The sequence below is a fragment of the Streptococcus orisasini genome (assembly GCF_001431045.1).
GTDB classification, from domain to species: Bacteria; Bacillota; Bacilli; order Lactobacillales; family Streptococcaceae; genus Streptococcus; species Streptococcus orisasini.
In genome coordinates this window covers 14673-40547 of record NZ_BCLE01000038.1, presented here as the reverse complement: position 1 = coordinate 40547, position 25875 = coordinate 14673, and the positions used below count along the sequence as shown (strand labels likewise).

The 25875-nt window shown below is 41.1% G+C and carries 23 protein-coding genes; 20 read left to right on the top strand and 3 right to left on the bottom strand.

Translation table 11 applies throughout. The annotated features are described in order from the left end of the window. The 6 genes from pstC to SCSH_RS08230 all read left to right on the top strand — a co-directional run. Nucleotides 1-578, top strand: a 578-nt coding sequence (gene pstC, locus SCSH_RS08255) for a phosphate ABC transporter permease subunit PstC (protein WP_057491414.1), incomplete at its 5' end; no start/stop codon positions are given. Nucleotides 579-580: 2 nt separating this feature from the next. After that, nucleotides 581-1459: a phosphate ABC transporter permease PstA gene (gene pstA / locus SCSH_RS08250; protein WP_057491413.1), complete on the top strand. Its 879-nt coding sequence runs from the start codon at nt 581-583 to the stop codon at nt 1457-1459. Further along, entirely contained in the window at nt 1452-2201 is a 750-nt protein-coding gene (gene pstB, locus SCSH_RS08245; protein WP_057491412.1) for a phosphate ABC transporter ATP-binding protein PstB, read from the top strand. The genes pstA and pstB overlap by 8 nt, the downstream gene beginning before the upstream one ends. After that, a complete protein-coding gene (gene phoU / locus SCSH_RS08240; RefSeq protein WP_057491411.1) occupies nt 2198-2854 on the top strand; it encodes a phosphate signaling complex protein PhoU in 657 nt (218 codons plus the stop codon). The genes pstB and phoU overlap by 4 nt, the downstream gene beginning before the upstream one ends. Then, nucleotides 2851-3528 carry a winged helix-turn-helix domain-containing protein gene (locus SCSH_RS08235; RefSeq protein WP_057491410.1) on the top strand — a complete coding sequence of 226 codons (678 nt, stop codon included), beginning with the start codon at nt 2851-2853 and terminating at the stop codon, nt 3526-3528. The genes phoU and SCSH_RS08235 overlap by 4 nt, the downstream gene beginning before the upstream one ends. Further along, nucleotides 3521-5188, top strand: a complete 1668-nt coding sequence (locus SCSH_RS08230; RefSeq protein ID WP_057491409.1) for a sensor histidine kinase — start codon at nt 3521-3523, stop codon at nt 5186-5188. Before SCSH_RS08235 ends, SCSH_RS08230 begins: the two co-directional genes overlap by 8 nt. A gap of 105 nt (nt 5189-5293) precedes the next feature. On the opposite strand, the gene SCSH_RS08225 is transcribed toward SCSH_RS08230, so the two are convergent. Then, nucleotides 5294-7243, bottom strand: a complete 1950-nt coding sequence (locus SCSH_RS08225) for a BglG family transcription antiterminator (protein ID WP_057491408.1) — start codon at nt 7241-7243, stop codon at nt 5294-5296. Between the two features lie 198 nt (nt 7244-7441). On the opposite strand from SCSH_RS08225, the gene SCSH_RS08220 reads away from it, so the two are divergent. From SCSH_RS08220 to mngB, 4 genes are all read left to right on the top strand, one after another. Next, complete coding sequence (locus SCSH_RS08220) at nt 7442-7897, top strand: PTS sugar transporter subunit IIA (RefSeq protein ID WP_057491407.1); 456 nt, start codon at nt 7442-7444, stop codon at nt 7895-7897. Nucleotide 7898: 1 nt separating this feature from the next. After that, nucleotides 7899-8216: a PTS fructose transporter subunit IIB gene (locus SCSH_RS08215; protein ID WP_057491406.1), complete on the top strand. Its 318-nt coding sequence runs from the start codon at nt 7899-7901 to the stop codon at nt 8214-8216. 20 nt (nt 8217-8236) lie between these two features. Next, nucleotides 8237-9331: a PTS fructose transporter subunit IIC gene (locus SCSH_RS08210; protein ID WP_057491405.1), complete on the top strand. Its 1095-nt coding sequence runs from the start codon at nt 8237-8239 to the stop codon at nt 9329-9331. An 82-nt stretch (nt 9332-9413) separates the two neighbouring features. Then, complete coding sequence (gene mngB, locus SCSH_RS08205) at nt 9414-12089, top strand: mannosylglycerate hydrolase (protein ID WP_057491404.1); 2676 nt, start codon at nt 9414-9416, stop codon at nt 12087-12089. A gap of 109 nt (nt 12090-12198) precedes the next feature. Here the strand turns inward: mngB and SCSH_RS08200 are convergent, their stop codons facing one another. Further along, on the bottom strand, nt 12199-12951 hold the full coding sequence (locus tag SCSH_RS08200) for a MurR/RpiR family transcriptional regulator (RefSeq protein ID WP_057491403.1): 753 nt from the start codon (nt 12949-12951) through the stop codon (nt 12199-12201). A 156-nt stretch (nt 12952-13107) separates the two neighbouring features. Between SCSH_RS08200 and SCSH_RS08195 the strand changes: the two genes are divergently transcribed. The 9 genes from SCSH_RS08195 (at nt 13108) to SCSH_RS08155 (ending at nt 24435) form a co-directional block, all read left to right on the top strand. Continuing rightward, the gene (locus SCSH_RS08195; protein WP_057491402.1) at nt 13108-14955 is read left to right on the top strand and encodes a glucose PTS transporter subunit IIA; all 1848 of its coding nucleotides are present in this window, start codon (nt 13108-13110) and stop codon (nt 14953-14955) included. A gap of 10 nt (nt 14956-14965) precedes the next feature. Then, on the top strand, nt 14966-16435 hold the full coding sequence (locus SCSH_RS08190; RefSeq protein WP_057491401.1) for a glycoside hydrolase family 1 protein: 1470 nt from the start codon (nt 14966-14968) through the stop codon (nt 16433-16435). Nucleotides 16436-16651: 216 nt separating this feature from the next. Further along, nucleotides 16652-17254: an NADPH-dependent FMN reductase gene (locus SCSH_RS08185; RefSeq protein ID WP_057491400.1), complete on the top strand. Its 603-nt coding sequence runs from the start codon at nt 16652-16654 to the stop codon at nt 17252-17254. Between the two features lies 1 nt (nt 17255). Then, nucleotides 17256-19670, top strand: a complete 2415-nt coding sequence (locus tag SCSH_RS08180) for a flavocytochrome c (RefSeq protein ID WP_057491399.1) — start codon at nt 17256-17258, stop codon at nt 19668-19670. A 180-nt stretch (nt 19671-19850) separates the two neighbouring features. Beyond that, a complete protein-coding gene (gene mvk / locus SCSH_RS08175; protein ID WP_057491398.1) occupies nt 19851-20861 on the top strand; it encodes a mevalonate kinase in 1011 nt (336 codons plus the stop codon). A 256-nt stretch (nt 20862-21117) separates the two neighbouring features. Further along, nucleotides 21118-21837: a metal ABC transporter ATP-binding protein gene (locus SCSH_RS08170; RefSeq protein ID WP_057491397.1), complete on the top strand. Its 720-nt coding sequence runs from the start codon at nt 21118-21120 to the stop codon at nt 21835-21837. Next, nucleotides 21838-22686: a metal ABC transporter permease gene (locus SCSH_RS08165; RefSeq protein WP_057491396.1), complete on the top strand. Its 849-nt coding sequence runs from the start codon at nt 21838-21840 to the stop codon at nt 22684-22686. Between the two features lie 36 nt (nt 22687-22722). Beyond that, nucleotides 22723-23643, top strand: coding sequence for a metal ABC transporter substrate-binding protein (locus SCSH_RS08160; RefSeq protein WP_057491395.1), 921 nt, complete (start codon nt 22723-22725; stop codon nt 23641-23643). A 141-nt stretch (nt 23644-23784) separates the two neighbouring features. After that, the gene (locus SCSH_RS08155) at nt 23785-24435 is read left to right on the top strand and encodes a metal-dependent transcriptional regulator (protein WP_057491394.1); all 651 of its coding nucleotides are present in this window, start codon (nt 23785-23787) and stop codon (nt 24433-24435) included. 172 nt (nt 24436-24607) lie between these two features. Here SCSH_RS08155 and SCSH_RS08150 read toward each other — a convergent pair whose 3' ends face one another. Further along, nucleotides 24608-25294, bottom strand: a complete 687-nt coding sequence (locus tag SCSH_RS08150) for a helix-turn-helix domain-containing protein (RefSeq protein WP_057491393.1) — start codon at nt 25292-25294, stop codon at nt 24608-24610. A 299-nt stretch (nt 25295-25593) separates the two neighbouring features. On the opposite strand from SCSH_RS08150, the gene SCSH_RS08145 reads away from it, so the two are divergent. Continuing rightward, complete coding sequence (locus tag SCSH_RS08145; protein WP_057491392.1) at nt 25594-25860, top strand: ACT domain-containing protein; 267 nt, start codon at nt 25594-25596, stop codon at nt 25858-25860. Nucleotides 25861-25875 lie beyond the last annotated feature (15 nt).

Sequence of the window (25875 nt, the reverse complement as noted above, 5' to 3'; positions counted from 1 at the left end):
ATATGGCTAGGTTTTGTCCGGAAAAAATTTACAGACCCTTGCGCAGTGCGATTAATCTGATGGCTGGAATTCCTTCTGTTGTTTATGGCTTTTTTGGTCTCGTGGTTCTAGTGCCTTTTGTTAGAGAACATGTTGGCGGATTTGGCATGGGTGTTTTGACGGCATCGGTTTTGCTGGGCTTGATGATTTTACCAACTATTATCAGTGTTTCTGAGTCGGCTATCCGAGCGGTGCCCAATAGCTATTATGAAGGCGGACTGGCCTTGGGAGCCTCGCATGAGCGCAGTGTCTTTTTCGCCGTCTTGCCAGCGGCTAAACGGGGAATTCTGGCGGCTGTTATTTTAGGGATTGGCCGCGCGATTGGTGAAACGATGGCTGTTATTATGGTTGCTGGCAATCAGGCTGTCCTGCCTGATTCTCTGACATCGGGCATTCGCACCTTAACCACTAATATCGTTATGGAAATGGGCTATTCAAGCGGTCTGCACAGAGAAGCTCTAATTGGGACAGCGGTTATCTTGTTTATTTTTGTCCTTATTATTAATATCAGTTTCTCCTTGCTTCATAAAGAGGATTAGTCATGAAAAATATTAATCAAAGAAATTTTCAGCAGAAATTAAAATCCTATAAGCAGGATCCTGTCTCTCTTTTTTTATTCTTGCTGGTATATGGTGCTGCTGTTCTTACTTTTATAGCTATTATCTTTATTGTGGCCTATATCTTAATCAAGGGGATTCCCAATCTTAGTCCTAAACTGTTTGAAGTTAACTATACCAGTGAGAATGTCTCCCTGCTGCCAGCTCTTGTAAACACGGTCTTTATCACGGTCTTGTCCTTGATTTTGGCAGTTCCTATCGGTATCGGAGCATCTATTTATTTGACAGAATATGCTAAGTGGGAAAATCCTTTTGTTTCTGTCATCCGTATTGCAACAGAGACCCTTTCGGGGATTCCTTCCATCATTTACGGTCTCTTCGGGGCGCTGTTATTTGTGAAATATGCGCATTTTGGCTTGTCGCTCCTGTCTGGATCAGTGACTCTGAGCATCATGATTTTACCTTTGATTATGCGTACGACAGAAGAAGCACTCTTATCTGTGCCTGACAGCTATCGTGAAGGCAGTTTTGCTCTTGGTGCTGGAAAGCTGCGTACAATTTTTCATATCGTGCTGCCTAGTGCCATGCCAGGTATTTTTTCGGGAGTTATTCTGGCTATCGGGAGAATTGTCGGTGAGTCAGCTGCCCTTATCTTTACGGCAGGAACAGTAGCAGAGGTCGCAAAGAGCCTCTTTCGCTCTTCCAGAACCCTGGCAGTGCACATGTATGCCATTTCGGGAGAAGGACTGTATATTAACCAAACCTATGCGACAGCAGTTGTCTTGCTGGTGCTGGTGATTATAATCAATCTCTTATCGGAGACAATTGCAAGAAAATTAGGAAGTGAGACAGGCAATGAGTAAATTAGCCATCAATCATTTGGATTTGTATTACGGGGATTTTCATGCCTTAAAAGATGTCAATCTGGCTATTGAAGAGCATGAAATAACAGCCTTTATCGGACCGTCAGGCTGCGGGAAGTCAACCCTTTTAAAGAGTCTCAACCGCATGAATGATCTTGTTAAAAACTGCAGAATCACCGGCGATGTGCTGCTTGATAAGCAAGATGTTTACCGCGATATTGACATCAATGTTTTACGTAAAAAAGTCGGCATGGTTTTTCAAAAACCCAATCCTTTCCCCATGAGCATCTATGATAATATTGCTTTTGGCCCGCGGACGCATGGTATTCATGCTAAAGCCCAGCTGGATGAAATCGTTGAGCGTTCTTTAAAGAATGCTGCCATTTGGGATGAAGTGAAGGATCGGTTGACCAAGTCAGCTCTTGGGATGTCCGGCGGTCAGCAGCAGCGTCTCTGTATCGCCAGAGCATTGGCGATTGAGCCAGATGTACTGTTAATGGATGAGCCAACCAGTGCTCTAGACCCGATTTCTACTGCTAAAATCGAAGATCTAGTAACAGAGCTTAAGAAAAAATACACCATTGTCATGGTTACTCACAACATGCAGCAGGCGGTTCGTATTTCTGACAAAACAGCCTTTTTCCTCCTGGGAGAAGTGATTGAATACAATAAGACCAGTCAGCTCTTTTCACTGCCGCAGGATAAACGGACGGAAGAATATATTACAGGGAGGTTTGGTTGATGCGTTCAAAATTCGAAAATCAGCTTAATGAGTTAAATAAGGATTTAATCTTAATGGGGGCTCTTTGCGAAGAAGCCATTTCCAAATCTCTTGATATTTTAGAAGACGATGAATTTTATCTGGTTAACAATGTCAGTGAAATTGCCAGTCAGACTGATCAGCTGGAAAGAGATATTGAGTCACAGTGCTTAAAGCTCCTGCTTCGCCAGCAGCCGGTAGCTAAAGACTTACGGCGGATATCAGCTGCTCTTAAAATGATTTATGACATGAAGCGCATTGGATCTCAGTCAGCTGAGATTGCTAGTATTATCGCCTTAAAGCATATTAAATCTGATCAGAAAGAGGTCCAGCATCTCCAAGAAATGGCACGTTTTGTTGTTCAGATGGTAACAGACAGTATTGATGCTTTTGTTCGTGATGATGAAGCGCTGGCACAAGAAGTTATTATTAAAGACAGCCACGTTGACCAACAATTTGATACAATAAAAGCAGGGCTGATTACATATTTTACCGAGGCAGATGCCGACGGAGAATATGCCATTGATGTCTTGATGGTTTCAAAATATATTGAGCGAATCGGAGACCATACAGTTAATATTGCCAAGTGGGTACTTTTTTCAATCACGGGGCAGTTAGATGGAGAAGCAACATGATATTTTGCATTGAAGATAACGATGATATTCGTGAGTTGATGCTATATACCCTGCGTACTACAGGTTTTGAAGCTCAGGGATTTCCTGACAGCAGGTCTTTCTGGCAGGTGGTCAATAAAGAGCAGCCTGAGCTCATTCTTTTAGATATTATGCTGCCTGAGGAAGATGGGATCAGTATTCTAAAAAAGCTGCGCGCAGATATCAGGAGCTCTCAAATTCCTGTCATCATGGCAACAGCTAAAGGAACGGAATATGACAAGGTTAAGGGCTTAGATCTGGGAGCAGATGATTATCTGGTCAAGCCTTTTGGCATGATGGAGATGGTATCCCGTATTAAGGCAGTACTGCGTCGCAGCGGCAGCGCCCAAAAAGAAGAAGAGCTTATCTTTGGTCAGCTGAGGCTCAATCCGAGCAATTACACAGTGACACGAAACGGTAAAAGGATTGATTTGACGCTCAAGGAATTTGAATTACTGGCGACACTTATGCGCCATCCCAGCCGTGTTTTTACCCGTCAGGAGCTTTTGGATAAAGTGTGGAGCGATAACTTTTTGATTGAAACGCGAACAGTGGATGTCCATATTGGCACTCTGCGGACAAAGCTGGGTCCTTGCGGAGAATACATCCATACTGTGCGCGGAGTTGGCTATCGAATGGAGGAGCCGCATGACTAAAAAACTATTTCGGGCGATTTTTTTAGCCAATATTGGTGTTGTTCTGTCTTCTTTGATTTTAATAATGGGAGTGCTCTATCGCTATTTTACAGAAGTTGAGACGGAACAGCTGCAGACGCAGACTGCATTGGCAGCTCAAGGGATTTCTCTGGACGGAGAAGATTATTTTGACAGTCTGAAGACCTCCAATGTTCGCATCACCTGGGTAGATAACAGGGGGAAGGTTCTCCATGACACCAAGTCGAATCCAGCTAAAATGAGCAACCACGGCAATCGCGAAGAAATCAAGGAGGCCTTGAAGGACGGTTATGGTGAAAGCACACGCTATTCATCCACTCTGACACAGCGTTCGCTCTATGTTGCTCAAAGATTGGATAATGGAACAATTGTCCGTTTGTCGGTCACCCAGCGCAGCATTCTTCTCTTACTGCTGGGCATGCTGCAGCCGCTGGTTCTGATTGTAGTCCTAGCGGTAGTGCTCTCAATTCTTGTAGCCAGATACACAGCCAAAAAACTTGTCTTACCTCTCAATCGCTTGAATTTGGAGGAGCCGTTGGCTAATGATGTTTACGAAGAGATATCACCGCTTCTAAGACGCATTGATCGGCACCAAAAAGAACTGCAAAAGCAAGATGACCTGCTGACAAGAAGAAAACAAGAATTTGACACCATTATCTCTAAAATCAGAGAAGGCATGATTCTGCTAGACGAAAAGCGCTCTATTATCAGCATTAACGCAGCAGCCATGCAGCTTTTTCAGACAGATAAGAGCTGTCTGGGCAAGGATATTTTAGAAATAACCCGTGATATTGTACTCAACCAGCTTTTAGAAGAAGGTCTGACAGGCAAGAAAAAAGAAGGCTTGCTTACTTTTGGCAAGGATAACTACCGTGTGCTGATACGGCCGATTACTGCAGATAGCAAGGTGACTGGGGTCATGATTTTGCTGTTTGATGTTACTGAACAGCTGCAGGCAGAAAATATGCGGCGGGAATTTACAGCAAACGTCTCCCATGAGCTAAAAACTCCTTTGCACCTGATTGCCGGTTATTCTGAAATGATGACTAATGATTTGGTCTCCAGTCAGGATGTACGGCAGTTTTCGGAAAAAATCTACATTGAGTCACAGCGCATGATTCAGCTGGTTGAAGACATTATTAATCTATCGCATTTAGATGAGTCTTCTCAAGTGAAGATGGAAACTGTTGATCTGTATCAAGTGACAAAAAATGTACTGGACACCCTCTCATCCAGAGCGACCCAAAAGAAAGTATCTTTGAATTTATCAGGACAGACGGCCTTAGTAAGAGGCAATCCGGCTCTGCTTCATTCGGTTATTTACAATCTTTGCGACAATGCTATTAAGTACAATCGGGAGCATGGTGAAGTCTTCGTCAGTGTGAAGCCGCAGCAGGATACGGTCGTTTTAGAGGTCAGAGACACAGGCATTGGAATTGATGACAATGAACAAGAGCGTATTTTTGAGCGCTTTTACAGAGTGGACAAGAGCCGTTCGAAAAAAGTCGGAGGCACTGGCCTAGGCCTTTCCATCGTCAAGCATGCCCTGCAAATCCACGATGCTACCATCACCGTCCAAAGCATCCAAGGCCAAGGGACAACTATGACAGTTACCTTTAAAGGAGAGTCAGGAAGAAAGTAAATAATAACAGTTGTTTATAAAAATAATGAAACAAACTTCATTAAGAGGAAAATGAGAAGGCTTGATGATGAATTTAACCATCATCAAGTCTTCTCATCCTCTTTTTTAGTATTCATTTTTTGGATCAGTCTGTTGTCCTGAGATAATTTCGATTAATGTTTTATAGCTAGGATTCTTTAACAGGGAGTCCTGCTTTTTTTCTGAGGAAACAAAGTCTAAAAGGCTGTCATAGATGTGCTGGATATTTTCAAGGTCTTTGGCTTTGATAGCCAGCAAAAAGATAAATTTTACTTTAGCGGAGTGGTTCCATTTAATGCCTTTAGGAGCGATGATAGAAAATATGGCACTTTGATTGACACTGTCTCCGATTGGGTGAGGTAAGGCAATGATTTCATTAATGACAGTGCTTGAGATGTTTTCACGCGCCAATACATCTGCCAGAAAGTTTTCTGTCACAAATCCTTGACTCTGTAAAATTTCGGCTATCCTTTTAAGAAGAGTTTCTCTTGATATTTTTTCTTTAACCAGCATGAAATGAGAGGGGCGAAAAAGATTCATTGTACTGTTGTCTCTTTTTACAGTGCTTAGTTTGTTTTCTATCTGCAAAAGAGCGTCATCAAGGTGATTCATATCAATGAAAATGATAGGTTTTTGCAGCTGATTTTTGATAGGAACGGTAGAAACAATGACATGAAAAGCCTTTTTATTGCTTAAATGTTCAAACTCGCGATAAGACAGCTTTTTAATTTCTGAAAAGGTATTGGGGAAGCGTTTTTTGATTTTGCTTTCAATAATAGAACTTAGGATTTTGCCAGTTCCGCAGATAATTGCTAGAGAAATACTGTAACTATTGCAGCTGTTTTCAATGGCGCTGGCTAAATAAAGAGCAATATAAGAAATTTCATCTTCTGTGAATGAGATGTGAAACTTCTTTTCAATTTTCTGCATGGTTGAAACAGCCAGTTCAAAAGGATAAGGAAAGTTATTTTTGATGGCTTCAAGGATGGGATTTGTTCGGCTGCTGTTGATAGTATGGATACTGAGCAGCCGTTTTATATGATCCTTTAAATTTCTTTTAAGGTTTTCATCCAATACCCAGGAAGCCCCTGTAGTTGTATATAAATCAGAAAGCAGGGCTTGGACAATGCTGTTAACAAGACTGGCATCAGACAAAGTGATGGCAGAGTCAATAATATGGGGAAAATTCTCCGATAAAATATAGATTAAATATTGTCTTTCATCTTTAGGCACTTTGATGTGGAATGTTTGTTCAGCACTCTTGATGAAGTTTTGGATTTCCTTTTGTGCCTGAGGGATGAGCGATACAGTCTGCTGGAAGTCAGAAATAAGATGACCATCTTTAATTCGGCTAAGAGCCAGCAAGATACTGACAAAGGCATTTCGATGAAAATAATCTGAATCAAGCTGAACCAGCTTGGTGAAAGAACTATGAAAAAGTTCTGAAAATTGTTTGTAATTGATATTGAGACAGATATCTTTTTCCACCATATTAGTAGCGGTGATAAAGTCTGTTAAGGGTTCTTGAAAAATAAGATTATTAATAGCCAAACGAATAGACTGTTCATCTCCTGATAAGATATAGCCTAGATTGCTCTTGTTGACGATTTTTAAATGATAGGCACCAAGTATTGTTTTTAAGGTTCGAAAATCATTATAGAGGGTATTTTGACTGACAAATAAGACTGTCAGCAGGTATTTTTGGCTGATAAAGCGGTCGGTAGTTAAGAATAGCCGCAGCAGGTATTGGATTCTGGATTTGGCAGAAGTGAATAAAAAGGTTCCAGAATGAGCATTTTCCCAAAAATCATTAAATTTTTCTTTGTTGCTATAGGTAAGAATATAGCCTTTTTTTCTGATGAGGATAATTTCAGCTCCGTTTGGGACAATAGAACTGTTTATTGCCTTGATATCTGTTCTCAGGGTTCGGCCAGAGACCTTAAAAGATTGGCTGAGACTCTCAAGTGTAACAGGACTGGTTTGTATTATCATATAATTGAGTAAGTCATCTAACCGTTGAAAATCAAGCTGAGCCATACCTGCCTCCTATTGTTCAGTACTTTTATTTTAACACAGAACAGTCCTTCAAAAATTTTAAAAATTTTCCAGAGCCACTGACTGAAAGTTGGGAAAAATTCTCCCAACATTTCATTTTTAAAGTGGAAATTAGCGTTAGTGACACCGCCAGTTTCCAATGCTATAGTAGTAGTGCAAGCAAGAAGAAAGGGGTTTACGATGGACTTTGACACAAAAAATATTCTGCTCGATGTAGATGTTTCTGATAAATTATCCTTGTTTCAATACATTGCTCATTATGCAAAGGTCAATAAGCTTATCAATAAAAGCGAACAGTTGGTAGAGGCTTTTTTGAAACGTGAAGAGGAGGTGTCTACTGGTCTTCAGGACTCATTTGCCATTCCTCATGCTAAGGGCGATTTTATCTATCAGCCTGCAGTTATCTTTTTGAAACTGCGTCATCCAATCAGTTGGGAGACTTTTGATGAGCAGCCAGTAGCAAATGTGTTTGCTTTATTGGTTCCTTCTGAATTTGAAGGAAGGAATCATTTAGAAATGATTAGTAAAATTGCAACTTCTTTAATGGAGGGCGATTTTACAGCTGCCATTAAAAATACCAAAGATAGTAAGCAATTAAAAGAAATCATTACAAAGGCAATGAAAGGAGAATATTAACATGAAAATTGTAGGCATTACATCCTGTCCTGCTGGACTTGCTCATACTCCTATGGCTGCTAAAGCTTTAGAAAAAGCTGGAGTTCAGATGGGGCACGACGTTAGGATTGAACAGCAGGGTTCCCTCGGGCAGGTTCATAAGCTGACAGATCAAGAAATCAAGGAAGCAGCATTTGTTCTTTTAGCCACTGACCAAAAAATTATTGATCAGGAACGATTTGCCGGCAAGAAACAGATTAGAGTTAACATTGCCACCTGCATCAAGGCTCCAGAAGCTGTTTTGCAAAAATGTGTGCAGGCTGTGAAGCAGCAATCATAATGTAGAAAGGAGTTTTTTCAATGAAGAAATTTTTAAACAGTGCCAAAGGTCATCTAATGACAGGCATTAGTTATGCTTTACCTTTGATTATTGGTGCTTCGCTTGTTATTGCAGTACCCAAATTGATTGGTTTAATGATGGGGCAGACTAGTTTAGATGCCTTTGCTAAAACGGCTGGTTTTGAGCACTATCTTTATTTGACAGAACAGGTTGGCTGGACAGGTATCGGTTTGTTAAATACCGTGCTGGCTGGATTTATTGCTTATTCTATTGGTGATAAGGCGGCTATCGGTGCCGGTTTGATTGGTGGAGCCTTGGCTACTAACTCTAATGCTGGTTTTCTTGGTGCCATGATTGCTGGATTTATTGCCGGTTATGTCGTAGTTTGGTGCAAAAAAACTGTTAAAGTTCCTGAGAAATACAGCAGCGTTCTCCCCTTAATTGTGTTTCCTTTCTTTGCAACTTTTGCCGTGGCTATTGTAATGGGAGTTGTTCTAGCTGGGCCTTTAGGCTGGATTAATACCAGTTTGGTGGCCTGGATTCAGGGAATGATTAAAAATGATGTTAACAAGGTGCTTCTTGCTATGACTATGGGAGCTATGATTGGGACAGATCTAGGAGGGCCGATTAATAAAGCGGCTTGGATGGCAGGCAATGTCCTTCTTGCCGAAAAAATCTATTTGCCAGCTGTTATTGTCAATGCAGCTATTTGTGCCGTACCTTTGGGTTATGCTTTTGTATCTGTGTTTCATAAAGATAAGCTGAGTGAAGAATTGCTGGATGCCTCACGCAACAATTGGGTGATGGGCTTTATAGGAATTACAGAAGGAGCTATTCCTTTTACCATGGTCAGCTTGAAATTAGTTCCTGTTAATATACTGGGCGGAGCTATTGCATCAGGTCTTGGTATCGCTCTGGGCATGCATGCAAAAATGCCTCCAGTCGGCGGAATTTATGGTTTTATTACTGTAGGCAATGGCTGGGCTTATCTCATCGGCATGTTTGCAGGGGCCGCCTTTATTGGTTTGGTCGCCCCGCTTATTGTAAACTTTAAAGCAGCTGCTAAGTCTGACGATATCAGTCTTGATGATGTTGAAATCAGTTTTGAATCATAATTAAAATACTGTAGCTAGATAAAAATGAGGTTGGGTGTTAAAGATAGGTCTGACCTCATTTTTTGAAAGGAAGGAGAATACCATGGTCAAAAAAGTACACGTTGTTCCCCATACACATTGGGATCGAGAGTGGTATTTTACAAGCAGCCGCTCAAAAATATATTTAATGCATAATCTTCAAAAAGTTTTGGAGCTTTTGGAGAAAGATGAGGGTTATCCTTATTTTGTTTTGGACGGACAGGCTTCCTTGTTAGATGATTATCTCGCCTTTAAACCAAAAGATAAAAAGAGAATTGAAAAATTAGTTAAAGAAGGGAAGTTAATTATTGGTCCTTGGTATACACAGACAGACCAAATGGTTATCTCCGGCGAAAGCATTGTTCGAAATCTCCAATACGGAATGGCTTTAAGTAATGAGTTTGGAGGCTATATGAAACTGGCTTATGTGCCGGATTCTTTTGGGCAATCAGCAGCCATGCCACAAATTTATCGGGAATTTGGAATGGAAGACACGCTTTTTTGGCGTGGTGTCAGTGATGATGCTGTTGAGCATACAGAATACAGGTGGCGAGGTGAAGACGGCAGTGTTGTCAATGTCTATCAAATACCTGCTGGCTATTATATTGGCGGGGAAATTCCTGAAGATGAGGCCGTTCTTTCTAAATTTTTAAAAGAAGAACCCTTCAAGAAAGTTTGGAAGCGCAGCACGACTGATCAGCTTTTATTTCCAAATGGTTTTGACCAGGCACCGCCAAGAGAAAATCTAGCAGAGCTTGTCGAGAGAATCAATCAAGATTATGATGAATTTGAACTAGAAATTTCTACCTTTGAGCGCTATGTCAAAAGCATCAAAACTCAGCATCCTAAACTAGAAGAGATTGCAGGAGAATTATTAAATGGCAAATTAATGCGAGTGCATAAGTCTATTTTTTCTTCCAAATCAGACTTAAAGCAATTAAATACTCAGGTTCAGCACTATCTGGTTAACACACTGGAGCCTATTTTGACAATTGCTTACAGTCTGGGTTTTGATTATCCGGCAGAAGTTGTTAAGAACATTTGGAAATTAATGTTTGAAAATGCGGCTCATGATTCTATCGGCTCCTGCGTTTCTGATAAAACTAACGAAGATGTTTACTTTCGCTATAAACAAGCACAGGAACTGGCTGAAAATCTGGCAGAATTAAAAATGAGAGAAATTGCCACTCACATTAATAATGACAAGGCAATAACGATTACGGCTTTTAACACAGCTACCTCTAAAAAATCGGGAGTTTTTGAAACGGTCTTATATGTACCGCAGTTAGACTTTTCAATTGAAGATGGCAAAGGTAGACCTTGTTCTTATACTATTTTAGAGGCTCAGGATCAGACTGATTATATCTTGGGGCAGGGAAATATTTTGGATCCTTGCAAAAAGCAGTTTAAACCTAAAAAAGTCTATAAAGTAAGAGCTGCTGTTGAATTGCATGATTTGGAGGCTATGGGTTATCAGCAGTTTCATATCAATTTACAAGGCTGTACTCATCAGCACCAAGAGTTTTTTTCTGACAGAGTAATCGAAAATGATTTTTACCGCATTCAAGTAAACACTCAAAATACAGTTGATATTTTAGATAAAAAGTTAAACCGTTGGTACAGAAACCAAGGAATTTTGGAAGAAAATGGGGATGATGGCGATTCTTTCAACTATTCTCCACCGAGAGAGGATCTTCTCGTACGTTCTTGCGATTTTAAACCAACTGTTACTGTCAAAAAATCAGAGATCATCAATTCTATTGAGCTTCAGTATTCTATGCGGATTCCTAAAAATTTGCAAGAAAGAGCTCAAGGACAGCAAAGCCAGCTTTTCCCAGTAACCTTGCGGATTCAATTAAAGAAAGGAAGTCCTTTTATTGACTGGCAATGCGAGGTGGATAATCGAGGATCGGACAGTCACAGATTGTGTGTTTTGTTTGATGCGGCCATAGCTTCTAATTTTTCCTATGCCGATCAGCAGTTTGGAGTTTTGAGGCGGCCAGTTGTCCGTAAAAAGGAGATGGAATTATGGAAAAAAGAACAAGAGCTATGGAATGAGCTTCCGATTACTATTGAAACCTGTCAAAGCTTTGTCGCTTTGGAGAATGAAAAACGCGGCCTAGCTGTTATTCCCAAGGCTGTCAGAGAATATGAAATTATTGGTGATGACTTTAATACCATTCGCTTGACTCTGTTTAGAACCTATGGTTTTATGGGAAAGGAAAACCTTCTTTATCGGCCTGGAAGAGCATCAGGTGAGACAACAGTAGCAACACCAGCTGCTCAGCTACACAAGATAATGACCTTTGATTTTTCGCTTATCTATTATCAAGGAAGGCTCTCTCAGTATGGGCTGGCACAGAAAGTCACAGACTACTTAAAGGGAGCTGAGCTGTACCAATGCGCGGAGTATTTGAATACGAGACTTCGGTTTACTCAGTTTGATGTTGAAAAAACACTTCCCTTGTCCTATTCCTTGTTTAATGCTAGTGGGAAGGCTGTTTTAAGCACTGTGAAGCATGCTGAAGACAAGGAAGGGCTCATCAGCCGCTTCTATAATGGAAGTTATCATCAGAATGAAGAAATAGCTGTTCACTTCAACAAACCCTTGAAGCTAGCACAGCTGGTTGATTTAAAAGAAGATGAAAAAACTAGTTTGCCTATATCAAACAATACCGTCACACTGCCTGCATTAAAGCATGCAAAATTTGTGACTTTGTATTTTGAATTTGAAAAGTAAAAGAGACTAGCAGCTGTAATTTACTGATTTGCGGCTGCTAATCTCTTTTTTATTTCTGTATTTACGCAAGGGATGTGAGTTCAACGACTCCTTGGCAGTTTTATTTCAATTATCCTAGTTTCTCATGAATTAAATTGAGAAGGATTTCCACAAAAATAATGGCCACAGACTGGATATCGACAATGGACTGCTGGCTGAAGACGCTTCCGGGAAGAACGATGGTGTGCCCGAAATATTTGGCAGATGTGGCTTTTTCATTGAGAGTAATCAAGTAGGAATTCTTGGGCATATTGTTCTGCAGAGCTGACAGGGCTTTTTTATAGTTGGAGATGCTGCCTGTTACTGAAAACATAATTAGTGTGTCCTCTTCGCTGATGATGTTGGTCAGATGGGAGCCGCTGTTTAAATCGCCTGCAAAATGGCTGGCAATACCGATGTTTTGCAGTCCCATATGCAGGTATTTAGCCGGCAGAGAAGACAAATAAATACCAAAGATATGCAGCTTCTCGGGTGTCAAAATCGCTTGAGTCAGACGATTAATATCATCGCGGTTGAGATTGCGAATCTGGTTGATAAGACTGGTATAATTATCGGTCATCTGATCCAAAATATCGGCAGAGTCTCGCTTGTAGCGATGATGGAGATAATCAATAGCCGCATAGCGGAAATCTTTAAAGCCTTTATAGCCCAAGGTCTGACAGAATCTCAGAACAGCAGAGGTCGACGTGTGTGATAATTCAGCAATTTTAGTAATGGTAAAGGTTTCTAACGTTTCGATGTTTTTGGTGACGTACTGATAGACCTTCCATTCGGTCTTGGAATAATCGGATTTGTGCTGTTCAATGTTTTCTAAAAAATTCATAGCTTTTACCTAATATAATATTGTAATCAAAAGCGAAAAGATTGTCAAAATATAGTAAAAAAATTGTCAAAAGAGATTGACACCGCTTTCAAAAGGTCGTATAATTTCTGTAAAAAATAACAAAATTTTTTGATAATTTTATCAAAGGGGGATGCTATGGATTATAAGAAACTAGCTCAAGACATCGTTTTGAACGTAGGCGGCGCGGACAATGTTGAGATACTGTCACACTGCATGACCCGTCTGAGATTTAATCTCAAAGATGCCATGAAAGCTGATAAGAAAGCTTTAGAAGCATTGGATGGCGTTATCGGAGTGGTCTATGCTGGCGGTCAGTATATGGTCATTTTAGGAGAAAATCTTCTTCCTGTCTATGATGCCATTCTTCGTGACTTTGACATTAAGGCTGGCGGAGTAGTTGATGAAAATTTGGACGACGATTTGAAACAAAAGGAACCCTTGACTTGGGGAAATATTCTAAATAAAATAATCGGCTTTATTTCCAGCACAGTAACGCCCATGATTCCGGGGCTGATCGCTGGCGGTATGCTCAAAGTAGCACTTTTGCTGGTGGTTACCTTTATCAGTGCAGGTTATGCAAAAACTCCTAGCTATCAGTTGCTTTCGGCTATTGCGGATGCGCCCTTTTATTTTATGCCTATTTTTGTAGCTTATGGGGCAGCAACTAAACTTGGTGGAACTCAGATTTACGCTATGGCTGCAGCAGCATCCTTGTTGCATGGGAATTTTACAGCTTTGGTAACGGCCGCAAAGCCTATTAGTTTGTTTGGCCTGCCAGTCAATCTGCTCTCTTATGGAACAACCCTGCTGCCTGCTGTACTGATTGCAATCGTGGCCTATTATGCGGAAAAGCTGTTGAATAAAGTGATTCCGACTATTTTTAAGGCTGTTTTTGTTGGGATGGGCACCATTTTTATTGCTGGCAGTTTAGGCTTTCTCATTTTAGGCCCTTTGGGAAACTACATTGGCCGAGGAATTGCCGCGCTCTTTATGTGGCTGGATGGAACGGTCGGTGCCTTGGCGGTGGGCTTATTGGCAGCGGCTCTTCCGTGGATGGTTATGGCTGGCATGCATACCGCCATCACACCTTTTATGCCTCAGCTGATTTCTGATCCGGGTTATGATTCCATGCTGCGGCCGGCTTTCTTAATGCACAATATGGCTGAAGGCGGAGCCGTTTTGGGCGTAACAGCGCGGACCAAAGATAAAGTGAAACGCAGCGAGTACTTGTCTATTGCCATCGGCTGTATTGTTGCCGGTGTTACAGAGCCAGCTATTTACGGGGTTAATCTGAAATACAAAAAACCAATGTATGCCGTTATGGCTGGCGGTTTTGCTGGTAGTCTTGTAGCTAGTCTCCTCGGCGTTCGGGCTTATGTTATGGGTTATTCGAATATTTTGGCCCTGCCGATTTTTAAGGAAACAGCCCTAGCTGCTGCAGTCGGCATCTTAGTATCCATTGCTGTTGCAGCAGTCGTTGCCTTTGTTTTAGGTATTGACAATAAAGAATTGGAAGAAGTTACAGAGCCTGTCAAGGTTGAAATAGCAGATGATGCTATTGTAGCAGCTGCAGACGGTCATCTGCTGCCGCTTGAAGCTGTAGCCGATGAAGTCTTTTCATCAAAAATGATGGGAGATGGTGTGGCTGTCAGTCCAGAAAGCGACTTTATCGTTGCCCCTGCAAACGGAAAATTAACAACTGTTTTTCCGACCGGCCATGCTTTTGGGCTGACACGAACAGATGGCGTGGAAATTCTTGTCCATATTGGAATTAATACGGTTGAGTTAAAAGGTCAAGGATTTGATGTCCTTGCGAAACAAGGGGATTTGGTCAGAGCCGGCCAGCCAATTGTTAAAATTGACCGTGAGGCCTTAGTGCAAAAAGGTTATGATATAACCACAATGACGATTATTACCGATAACAAGGGCAAGGATATTGCCCTCAAACATGAAGGAAAAGTAAAATCAGGAACAGTACTTTAGGAGAAGATTTATGACTTATCAATTACCAGAAGGATTCTTGTGGGGCGGTGCTACGGCAGACTTTCAATTTGAAGGCGGTTTTGGCGAAGGCGGCCGTGGTCTTCTATCTCACGATTATGAAACGGATGGTTCAGCAGAGCAACCCCGTCATCATACGATGAAAATGCCTGATGGCTCTATCATTAGGCCTAGAAGTTCTTTCTTCTATGCCGATCCGGTACCTCCCAAAGCCAGACCAGTCTTCTTGGATGATGAATACTATCCTAGCCACAAGGCTGTAGATTTTTACCATCACTATAAAGAAGACATCGCCTTAATGGCTGGCATGGGCTTCAATGTCTTTCGGTTTTCTATTTGCTGGAGCCGCATTTTTCCTACTGGAGAAGAAGAATTTCCCAATGAGGAAGGCCTAAAGTTTTATGACCGGGTCATTGATGAAATGGCCAAGTACCAGATGGAGCCTTTGATTACGATTTGCCATGATGAGATGCCTATGAATTTAGCTCTAAAATATGACGGCTGGTCTTCCCGGCACTTGATTGATGCTTATGTCAAATACTGCCGAGTGCTGTTTGAGCGCTATGGGGATCGCTGCCGTTATTGGCTGACCTTTAATGAAATCAATGCCGTGCGAGGCTTTGGCCCCTGCGGCACCAGAAATTCGACCGGTCAGGATCGCTATCAAGCAGCACATCATATGTTTGTAGCTAGTGCCAAAGCTGTTAAGCTAGGGCATGAAATGATGCCGAATAGCCAATTCGGTGCCATGTATGCCATGAGCGAGCTCTACGCTGCTACCTGTAAGCCTGAGGATGTCTTTCAGCGTCTGCAGGAACGGCGTGAAAACTGGTATTTCATTGATACCATGGGCCGCGGTTACTATCATTCCTATGCTAAGGATATCTGGCGAAGACACGGTGTCAAAACTATTCAGATGGCTAAAGGAGATGAGGAAATTTTGCGGGAAGGGCAGCTGGATTTTATTTCCTTTAGTTACTATCGTTCTAACACGACTCAGGCAGGCGATGATTGGTTCAATGTCGGAGGCTCAGCCAATCCCTATTTAGAGGAAACGCCATGGGGCTGGGCAGTTGATCCCTTGGGCCTTCGTCATGTCATGAATGAGATTTACGACCGCATTCAAAAGCCGCTCTTTATCGTTGAAAATGGGCTGGGAGCAGTTGATCAGGCGGATGAAAATGGCTATGTAGAAGATGATTATCGGATTGCCTATCTGCGAGACCATCTGCGTGCCATGGTAGATGCCATCAATATTGATGGTGTGGCTTGTATAGGCTATACGATGTGGGGTCCGATTGACCTTGTTTCTCTTTCAACGGGTGAGATGAAAAAACGTTATGGCTTTATCTATGTTGATATGGACGATAAAGGCCAAGGCAGTCTCAAACGTAGCCCTAAAAAGTCTTATCAATGGATGAAAAAAGTCATTGCAAGCAACGGCGGTGCTCTGGATCTTTAAAAAGACTCCCTCTTTTATCAAGCTGCAGCGAATTGCCTGATTTTAGATTTGAACCCTTGAAAAATCAAGGGTTCATTTTTGATGTTTAAGCTAATAAAAGTTTTGGTTTTTGCTGGCTGAAAAAGGTTTTTGATTATCATGTAAACGCTTGCTTTTAAAAATTAAGAGTGCTATATTGAATTTGAATGAAATCAAAATGAGAAAGAGGTGACACATATGAAATTAGTCGGCATCATCGGAACCAATTCTGATCGTTCAACCAATCGAAAATTATTGACATTCATGGCCAAACACTTTGAGAACAAGGCAGACATTGAAGTGCTTGAAATCAAAGATTTGCCAGCCTTCAATGAACCAGAAGATAAGACGGCTCCGGCAAGTGTGGCAGCCTTTTCTGAAAAAATTGCTACCGCGGATGGGGTTATCATCGCAACGCCCGAGTATGATCATACCATCCCAGCGCCGCTGGCCAGTGCTTTGGAATGGATTGCCTATACCAGCCGGGTTTTGATTAATAAACCGACCATGATTGTGGGCTGTTCGCTGGGTGCCCTTGGAACATCCCGTGCCCAAGCGCATTTACGCCAAATCTTGGATGCTCCAGAGCTAAAGGCGCGTGTCATGCCAGGAAGTGAATTTTTCCTCGGCCACTCGGAACAAGTCTTGGACGATGAAGGAAACCTCAATAATCCTGAGAAAGTAGCAGAGCTGGAAGACCATTTTGCAGAATTTCAAGACTTTGTGACCATCACGCAGGAAATCGTCAAACAGGCTGATACAGATCGCAAAAAAGCATTCGCTTGGGAAGTAGGTGAATAGAATGAAATTAGTTGCTATTGTCGGAACCAATGCCAAGAAATCCTATAACCGCACCTTGCTGCAGTTCATGCAAAAACATTTTGCTAAAAAGGCAGATATTGACATCATGGAAATCACGGATGTCCCCATGTTCAACGAAACAGATGACCAAACCAATTCACCGATAATCCAAGATTTCAATACGAAAATTAGTGAGGCTGATGGGGTCATCATTGCAACACCTGAGCACAACCATACCATCCCATCAAGCCTCAACAGTCTCTTGGAATGGCTGTCTTTCACTATTCACCCGCTGGATGGCAAGCCTGTGATGATTGTGGGGGCTTCCTACGATGTGCAAGGATCGTCACGTGCTCAGTTGCACTTGCGTCAGATTCTTGATGCTCCGGGTGTCAATGCGACTGTTATGCCGGGCAGTGAATTCTTGCTTGGCCGTGCCCATCAAGCCTTTGATGAAAATGGGGATATCAAGGCTCAGGGAACAATTGATTTCTTGGATTCTTGCTTCTTTAAATTCCTGCGTTTTGCGGAAATTGCTAATCAGCTCAATGAGCCAGAAGAGGTACATTTTGAACCTGGAACCTACCAAGTGACAACCGTAGGTCACAATGGCGATTTGCCAATGGCAGTTACTCTATCAGAAGACCGTATTGTAACAATTGATATTGACTCTTCAGGAGAAACAGGCGGGATTGCAGATATCGTCTTTACCCGTATTCCAAGCGAAATCATTGAAGGACAGACACTTAATGTTGATGCTATTTCAGGGGCTTCAGTGACCAGCAACGGCGTACTTGACGGGGTTGCCCGTGCGGTGAGAATGGCAGGTGCCAATCCAGACGCTCTTCGCAGTCGGCCAAAAGCACCATCAGCCCTTGACCATGAAGATAAGACTTATGAGACAGATGTGGTTGTCGTAGGTGGAGGCGGAGCTGGTTTAGCAGCTGCAGCGCGGGTCTTGCAAGAGGGCAAGCAGGTGATAGTGCTTGAAAAGTTTCCTGCTGTTGGCGGTAATACGGTACGTTCTGGAGGTTTGTTAAATGCAGCAGATCCTGAATGGCAAAAGACTTTCCCTGCTAATCCTGGAGAAGCTCATAATCTTTCTGAGTTAATTAAAACAGATGAAGCAAGCATTGCACCAGAATATTTAGCAGATTTTCGAGAATTAAAGCGGCAGATAACCGACTACTTGAAAGATCCAAGTTATTTATTTGATTCTAATGTCCTCCATCGCATTCAAACTTATCTTGGCGGTAAACGGACAGACCTCAATGGTTATGAAGCTTATGGTAATTATGACCTTGTTAAAGTGTTAACAGAGAATGATCTTGATTCCGTACATTGGTTAGCAGATCTTGGTGTTGATTTTGACCGCTCTGAAGTTAGCATGCCAGTAGGTGCTCTATGGCGCCGTTCTCACAAACCTAAACAGCCAATGGGTTATGCTTTTATTGCAGCTTTAGAGGTTTATGTTCATAAAAACGGCGGTACTATTTTAACCGATACTGCGGTGACAGATTTTATTTTGGAAAAGGGGCTTATTAAGGGTGTGCTTGCCAAGGGGCGCAATGGACAAACTATTACTGTCAACGCCCAAGCTGTAATTCTAGCTTCCGGCGGTTTTGGCGCCAATACTAAGATGTTGCAGAAGTACAATACCTATTGGAGCAATATTGATGATGACATTCAAACGACCAATTCACCAGCTATAACAGGTGATGGTATTCGTTTGGGACAAAGTGTTGGTGCTGCTCTTGTTGATATGGGCTTCACACAAATGATGCCAGTGTCTGATCCTAATACAGGTGCTATTTTCTCCGGTTTACAAGTTCCACCGGCAAACTTTGTGATGGTCAATCAAGAAGGTAAACGTTTTGTAGACGAGTATGGCAGCCGTGACACACTTTCCAAAGCTGCCATTGATAACGGTGGTCTCTTCTACCTGATTGCCGATGAAAATATCAAAGCAACTGCTATGAATACCAGTAATGAAAAAATCGAAGAGCAAGTGGCAGCAGGAACTCTCTTCCGTGCCGATACCTTGGAAGAATTGGCAGAGCAAATTGGTGTAGATCCCGCAACCTTTGTGGACACTATCACTAAGTACAATTCCTATGTCGATGCCGGCTACGATCCTGAATTTGATAAGGGAGCCTTTGATCTCAAGGTTGAAAAAGCACCATTCTACGCAACCCCACGTAAACCGGCTACCCATCACACTATGGGCGGTCTGAAGATTGATACTGCAGCGCACGTTATAAAAGAAGATGGCAGTAAGATTCCCGCGCTTTATGCAGCAGGAGAGGTTTCGGGAGGTATTCACGCAGGTAATCGATTGGGCGGTAATGCCTTGGCTGATATCTTTACTTTTGGCCGTATCGCAGCTGAAACTGCTATTAAGGAATGCTGTCAATAAAGAAAGCTTAGCAAAAAGTTAAAGATTACCATTAACAGAAAAACTCCTCGATGATAAGATGTCTACCATCATCTCTTTCTAAGAGGGGTTTTTCCATGCTGTAGCATCAAGCACAGCTTTATTCACATCAAAAAAATATTTTACATTGGGCGAGTTTACGAAAAGTGATATAATAAGAATATGATTAATTCTCAATTAGAAGAAAAAAGAAAAGTCATTATTGAAGAAAAAGTAGCTTTGGGAAAAGCTTCTGGGAAAATTATTTTAATGGGAGAGCATGCGGTTGTTTACGGAGAACCAGCAATTGCTCTGCCTTTTTCTGCGGTTGAAACAGTTGCAGAAGTCAAAGCGGAAGGCGAAGCGCTGACAGTTACCTGCGAATTTTACGATGGTCTTGTTCACAAGATGCCTGAAATTTTGGAAAGCCTCAAACACGCTATTCGTTTTTCCCTCTATCGTATTGGAGCACCTCAAGATCCAGCTGTTCATATTGATATTCACTCTACTATTCCTGCAGAGCGCGGTATGGGCTCAAGTGCTGCTGTGGCAGTTGCTATCGCCAGAAGCCTTTTCAATTTTTATGGTAAGAAGCTAAGCGATAAGGAACTTTGGGAGATTGTTCAATCCTCAGAAAAAATTGCACACGGCAACCCTTCTGGCATTGATACGGTGACAACCAGTGGCAGCTCTCCTGTTTTTTTTGTCAGAGATCAGCCGATTGAGCAGTTAAGAATTGACATGGATGCTTATTTGGTAGTTGCCGATACTGGCCAGACTGGCCAAACCTTAAAAGCCATCCAGTCTGTCAAGGAACTTTTAAAACAAGAAAAAAATCGTTTTAATGCTCAATTGTCAATCAAAGAACTAGGGGAACTGTCCAGATTAGCCAAGGAAGCCCTTTTAAACAATCAAGCGCAAGAACTGGGAAAAATTATGAATGAAGCCCAGCAGCTTTTAGCTTCGCTCACTGTTTCCAATGCGACTTTAGACCGCTTGAGCCAGGTAGCACGGCAGGCTGGTGCCTTAGGAGCAAAATTAACCGGCGGCGGCCGCGGAGGCTGCTTGATAGCTTTGGCTAAAAGTAAAGAAAGCGCGGAAAAGATTGCCCTCAGCCTTTTAGAAAACGGAGCCAGACAAACCTGGTGCCAATATTTGGGCAGTATTTCGCGCCAACAGAGCAATAAAGCTTAAGACAGTCTTCTGTTGCGACTTTTAAAGAAAACCTTAAAACAAACATAGTAGATAAGCTATCAGTCGTTTAAGCTGATATCATTTGTCGGGAACAAGACAGTCAAGTGGTTAGAAAATCACTTGGCTGTCTTGTTTTTTATTTTCAATAGGCTCAGGCAGGTTAATTACATGGGCGGTCGAAAGTATGTTTAATATTAAAATTAACTTGACTTAATTTTAATATTAAGTTATATTATTTTTAAGAGGAGAAAAGGAAATGCTAAAAATTGAAAATTTGAGTGTTGCTTATCAAAATCAGCTAATCCTGGATAATATTTCCTTAGGAATCGCCCCTTCTGCTATTACTGGTGTCATTGGGCCTAATGGTGCTGGGAAGTCAACTTTTTTTAAGGGGATTTTGGGAATGGTGGATCATCAAGGAGACAGCTTTATTGATGGGAAAAGGCTGAGTCAAATGCTTGAGAAAGTATCTTACGTCGAACAAAAAGCTGATATTGACTCAAATTTCCCCATTCGGGTAAAAGAATGTGTAGCCCTAGGCTTATTTTCTCGGCTTGGTTTCTTTTCACGCTTAAAAAAGCAGGATTGGAAAAAAATTCAAGAAGCACTTGCTCGGGTTAATCTGCTAGATTATGCAGAAAGGCCGATCAATCAGCTTTCGGGCGGGCAATTTCAGCGCATGCTTATAGCTCGCTGCTTGGTTCAAGAAGCCGATTATATCTTTTTGGATGAGCCCTTTGCAGGTATTGATACTGTCAGTGAGGAAATGATTATGCAGCTTTTACAGGCGCTTAAAGAAAAAGGAAAAACGATTTTAGTTATTCATCATGATTTGAGCAAGGCCGAAGCTTATTTTGACCAAGTGCTGCTTTTAAACAGAAAAGTTCTTGCCTTTGGGCCTACAAAGGCTGTTTTTACACAGGAAAATTTGACCAAGACTTATCAATCACAGTTTTTAATGGCAGGTGATCTTTAAATGATTATAGAATTTATAAAAGGACTGCAGCAGTTTCATTTTTTACAAAATGCTCTAGTAACGGCCGTTATTATTGGTGTTGTAGCAGGAGCAGTAGGTTGTTTTATCATTCTTCGTGGGATGTCTCTCATGGGAGACGCTATTTCCCATGCTGTTTTGCCGGGTGTTGCCTTATCTTATATTTTAGGGATTAACTTTTTTATTGGAGCTATTGTTTTTGGTTTGCTGGCTTCACTTATAATTACTTTTATTAAGGAAAACAGCATTATTAAAAGCGATACAGCTATCGGCATAACCTTCAGTTCTTTTTTGGCCTTGGGAGTTATTTTGATTGGTTTGGCTAACAGTTCGACCGACCTGTTTCATATTTTGTTTGGGAATATCTTGGCTGTACAAGACACAGATAAATGGATTACCTTAGGAATTTCACTACTTGTCCTTGTGGTCATCATTTTCTTTTTCAAACCGCTTTTGCTGACGTCTTTTGACCCTACCTTGGCAAAATCAATGGGGGTACCTGTTAATTATTATCATTACCTGCTGATGATTTTGCTGACTTTGGTTTCAGTTACAGCTATGCAGAGTGTCGGAACCATTTTAATTGTCGCCTTGCTGATAACGCCTGCAGCAACAGCTTATCTCTATAGCAATAGTTTGAAGTCTATGATCTTTTTGTCATCAACTTTGGGAGCTCTGGCTTCGGTTTTAGGTCTTTTTATTGGCTATAGTTTTAACATTGCTGCCGGATCAAGTATTGTTTTGACCTCGGCTCTAATCTTTTTGCTGTCCTTTATTTTTGCACCCAAGCAGAGATTTTTTAGGAAAAAAGCAGAAAGCAATCATTCTTAAGTGTTAGCAATTATTTATTATAAAGGAGAATTTTTAATGAAAAAATTTGGTTTATTGCTGTTAGTTTGCTTGTCTTTAATTGGTTTGTTTGCCTGTACTTCTAAAAAAAGGGCAGACAAAAAGTTAAATGCCGTAGCTACAAATTCAATTATTGCCGATATAACTAAAAATATCGCTGGTGATAAAATTAATCTGCACAGCATAGTTCCTGTCGGCCGTGATCCGCATGAATATGAGCCCTTGGCAGAAGATGTCAAAAAAACCTCTCAGGCTGATGTGATTTTTTACAATGGCATCAATCTAGAAAATGGCGGACAGGCTTGGTTTACAAAGCTTGTCAAAAATGCTGGTAAAAAAGCAGACAAAGATTATTTTGCAGTTAGTGACGGTATTAAGACGATTTATTTAGAAGGAGCCAAGGAAAAGGGAAAAGAAGATCCTCATGCCTGGCTCAATCTTGAAAATGGTATCATTTATGCCAAGAATATTATGAAGCGTCTTTCTGAAAAAGATCCTAAAAACAAGCGCTATTATCAGAAAAATTTTCAGGTATACAGTGCCAAGCTTGAAAAGCTGCACCAAACAGCTAAAGAAAAAATCAGCCGTATTCCGGCTGAAAAGAAAATGATTGTTACCAGTGAAGGGTGTTTTAAATATTTTTCACAAGCTTATGATATCCCGTCAGCTTATATTTGGGAAATTAATACAGAAGAAGAAGGAACACCAAATCAAATTAAAAATCTGGTGGAAAAATTGCGCAAAAAACAGGTACCAGCACTTTTTGTTGAAAGCAGCGTTGATGAACGGCCGATGAAAACTGTCTCTAAAGATACAGGACTTCCTATTGCCGCTAAAATTTTTACAGACTCAATTGCCAAAAAAGGACAAGCAGGAGATAGTTACTATGCCATGATGAAATGGAATATAGATAAAATTACTGCAGGTCTATCGCAATAGGTTTTAATCATGCAGCTAATCTTACTATCTAGATAATTTGGTCATTTAAGGCGACCCTGTAAAACGGCTGAGAATGAAAACTTTTATCCCCTTTTTGTGAACAATTTGATATAATGAGTTTGACAAAGAAGAGGATAAATTATGACACCTAACAAAGAAGACTATCTAAAAATCATCTATGAGCTCGGTGAGCACGGAGAAAAAATCAGCAACAAGCAAATTGCTGCCAAAATGTCAGTATCTGCTCCAGCAGTGTCAGAAATGGTCAAAAAACTTTTGCAGGAGGATCTGATTCTTAAAGATAAGCAAGCCGGCTATCTCCTGACCCAAAAAGGTTTGGCCTTGACTTCCGCTCTCTATCGTAAGCATCGTTTAATTGAAGTTTTCTTGATGAATCATCTGGGCTATACAGCGGATGAAATTCATGAAGAGGCTGAGGTCTTGGAACATACAGTGTCAGATATTTTCATTGAACGTTTGGATAAGCTCCTCAATTATCCAAAAGTCTGCCCGCATGGAGGAACTATTCCTCAGCATGGAGAGCCTCTGGTTGAAAAGTACCATAAAACTTTGAGAGATACGGCTGAGAAGGGAACTTATCTGTTAAAGCGGGTTCAGGATAATTTTCAGCTCTTGAAGTATATGGAACAGCATCATCTAAATATTGGCGATGAATTAAAGCTTTTAGAGTATGATGATTTTGCAGGTGCCTATACGATAGAAAAGGATGGTAAACAGCTGCAAATCACATCAGCTGTTGCTGCCCAGATCTATGTGGAAAAGAAAGCGTAAATTACTTGTTAGGGTATTTGAAATAAGTAAAAAAAGCAGGACAAATCGATAATTTTAAAAGAATCGGTTTGTCCTGTTCTTTGCATTTAAAGGCACTGTATTGTGATTTACCCTGTCCGCACTATCTGCTGAGAGTGACCGTTAAAGCTGCTTCTGATTTCTAGAAGGCACCCTAAGCTTCAAGAGGCATAAAGTTACCAACAATCAGTCCGATAATCCGTGGATTATCTTCATAAGGAGCAAATTTGTCCGCATATTTTTTATTGAGAGAGACCAAACGAAGTCCTTTGTCTTCGCGATAGACTTTTTTGATATAGGTTTGACCGTTCCAATCCACTGCGTAAATAGCACCATCATAGTCAAATCCGGTCTGTTTAACAAGAGCTACTTCACCGTTTAGAAATGTCGGTTCCATAGAATCTCCAAAAATCCAAGCAGCAAAATCATGATCAAGTTCTTCATCATAGAAGACAGTATCAAAATTGCCATCTCCAAAGTAAGAATATCCTGTACCTGCAGATAATTTTTCGTAGACTTTATAAGCGTAACGTTTACTTTCCATTGTTTTCACCACCTTGTTTTGCTGCTTCAGTAAATTTTGCGAATAGTTGAGCGTTTTTTCCTTATTATCTGCATTCAGCTGGCTATAAATGCTGATAATATCATACTGGACTGAAAAATAAGCCCTGTCGACTTTCAGCAGCTGAGCCAATTTTGCTAGGTTTTTTTGATTGGGTCTGGTTTTGTTAGCTTCCCAATTAAAGTAAGACGGACGGGAAATCCCTAACTGTTTAGCCATCTGTGCTTGTGAAAGTCCGAGTTCTTCCCGTCTTTTTCTTAATCTTTCGCCTGAAAACATAAGCTCTCCTGTTAGTTTATAAACTAATTAAAGTTTATCATCTTTTAGCAGGAAAAGCAAGGAGAAATAATAAAAATAGTTGTTGCCTGATTGCTGCTAGAGCAGCTGTTTCCTGATGTCTTGGGCACCTAAAAGTTCACTTTACAGGAAATGTTTAGAATTCTCATAAATAAGAGTTCGTTTTTTATTTATGAGAAAGCGACAAAAGGTAAAACACGAACATTGTTGCTGTTTTTCTTATAGAATTTTCATCTTTTTTATGCTAAAATAAATGAAATACATTACATTTGGAGGCCTTTATGAAAGCAATTATTACAGTAGTTGGAAAAGATACAACCGGTATTGTTGCGGGTGTGGCAACGAAAATTGCAGAGCTTGGACTTAACATTGATGACATTACACAGACTGTTTTAGACGGCTATTTTACCATGATGGCAGTGGTTTCTGCTGATGAGAAAAAAGATTTTGCTCAGCTTAGAAAAGAGTTTGAGACTTTTGGAGAGACTTTAAATGTTAAAATTAATATCCAAAGTTCGGCCATTTTTGATGCCATGCATAATTTATAAGATGGGGGCTTGAGT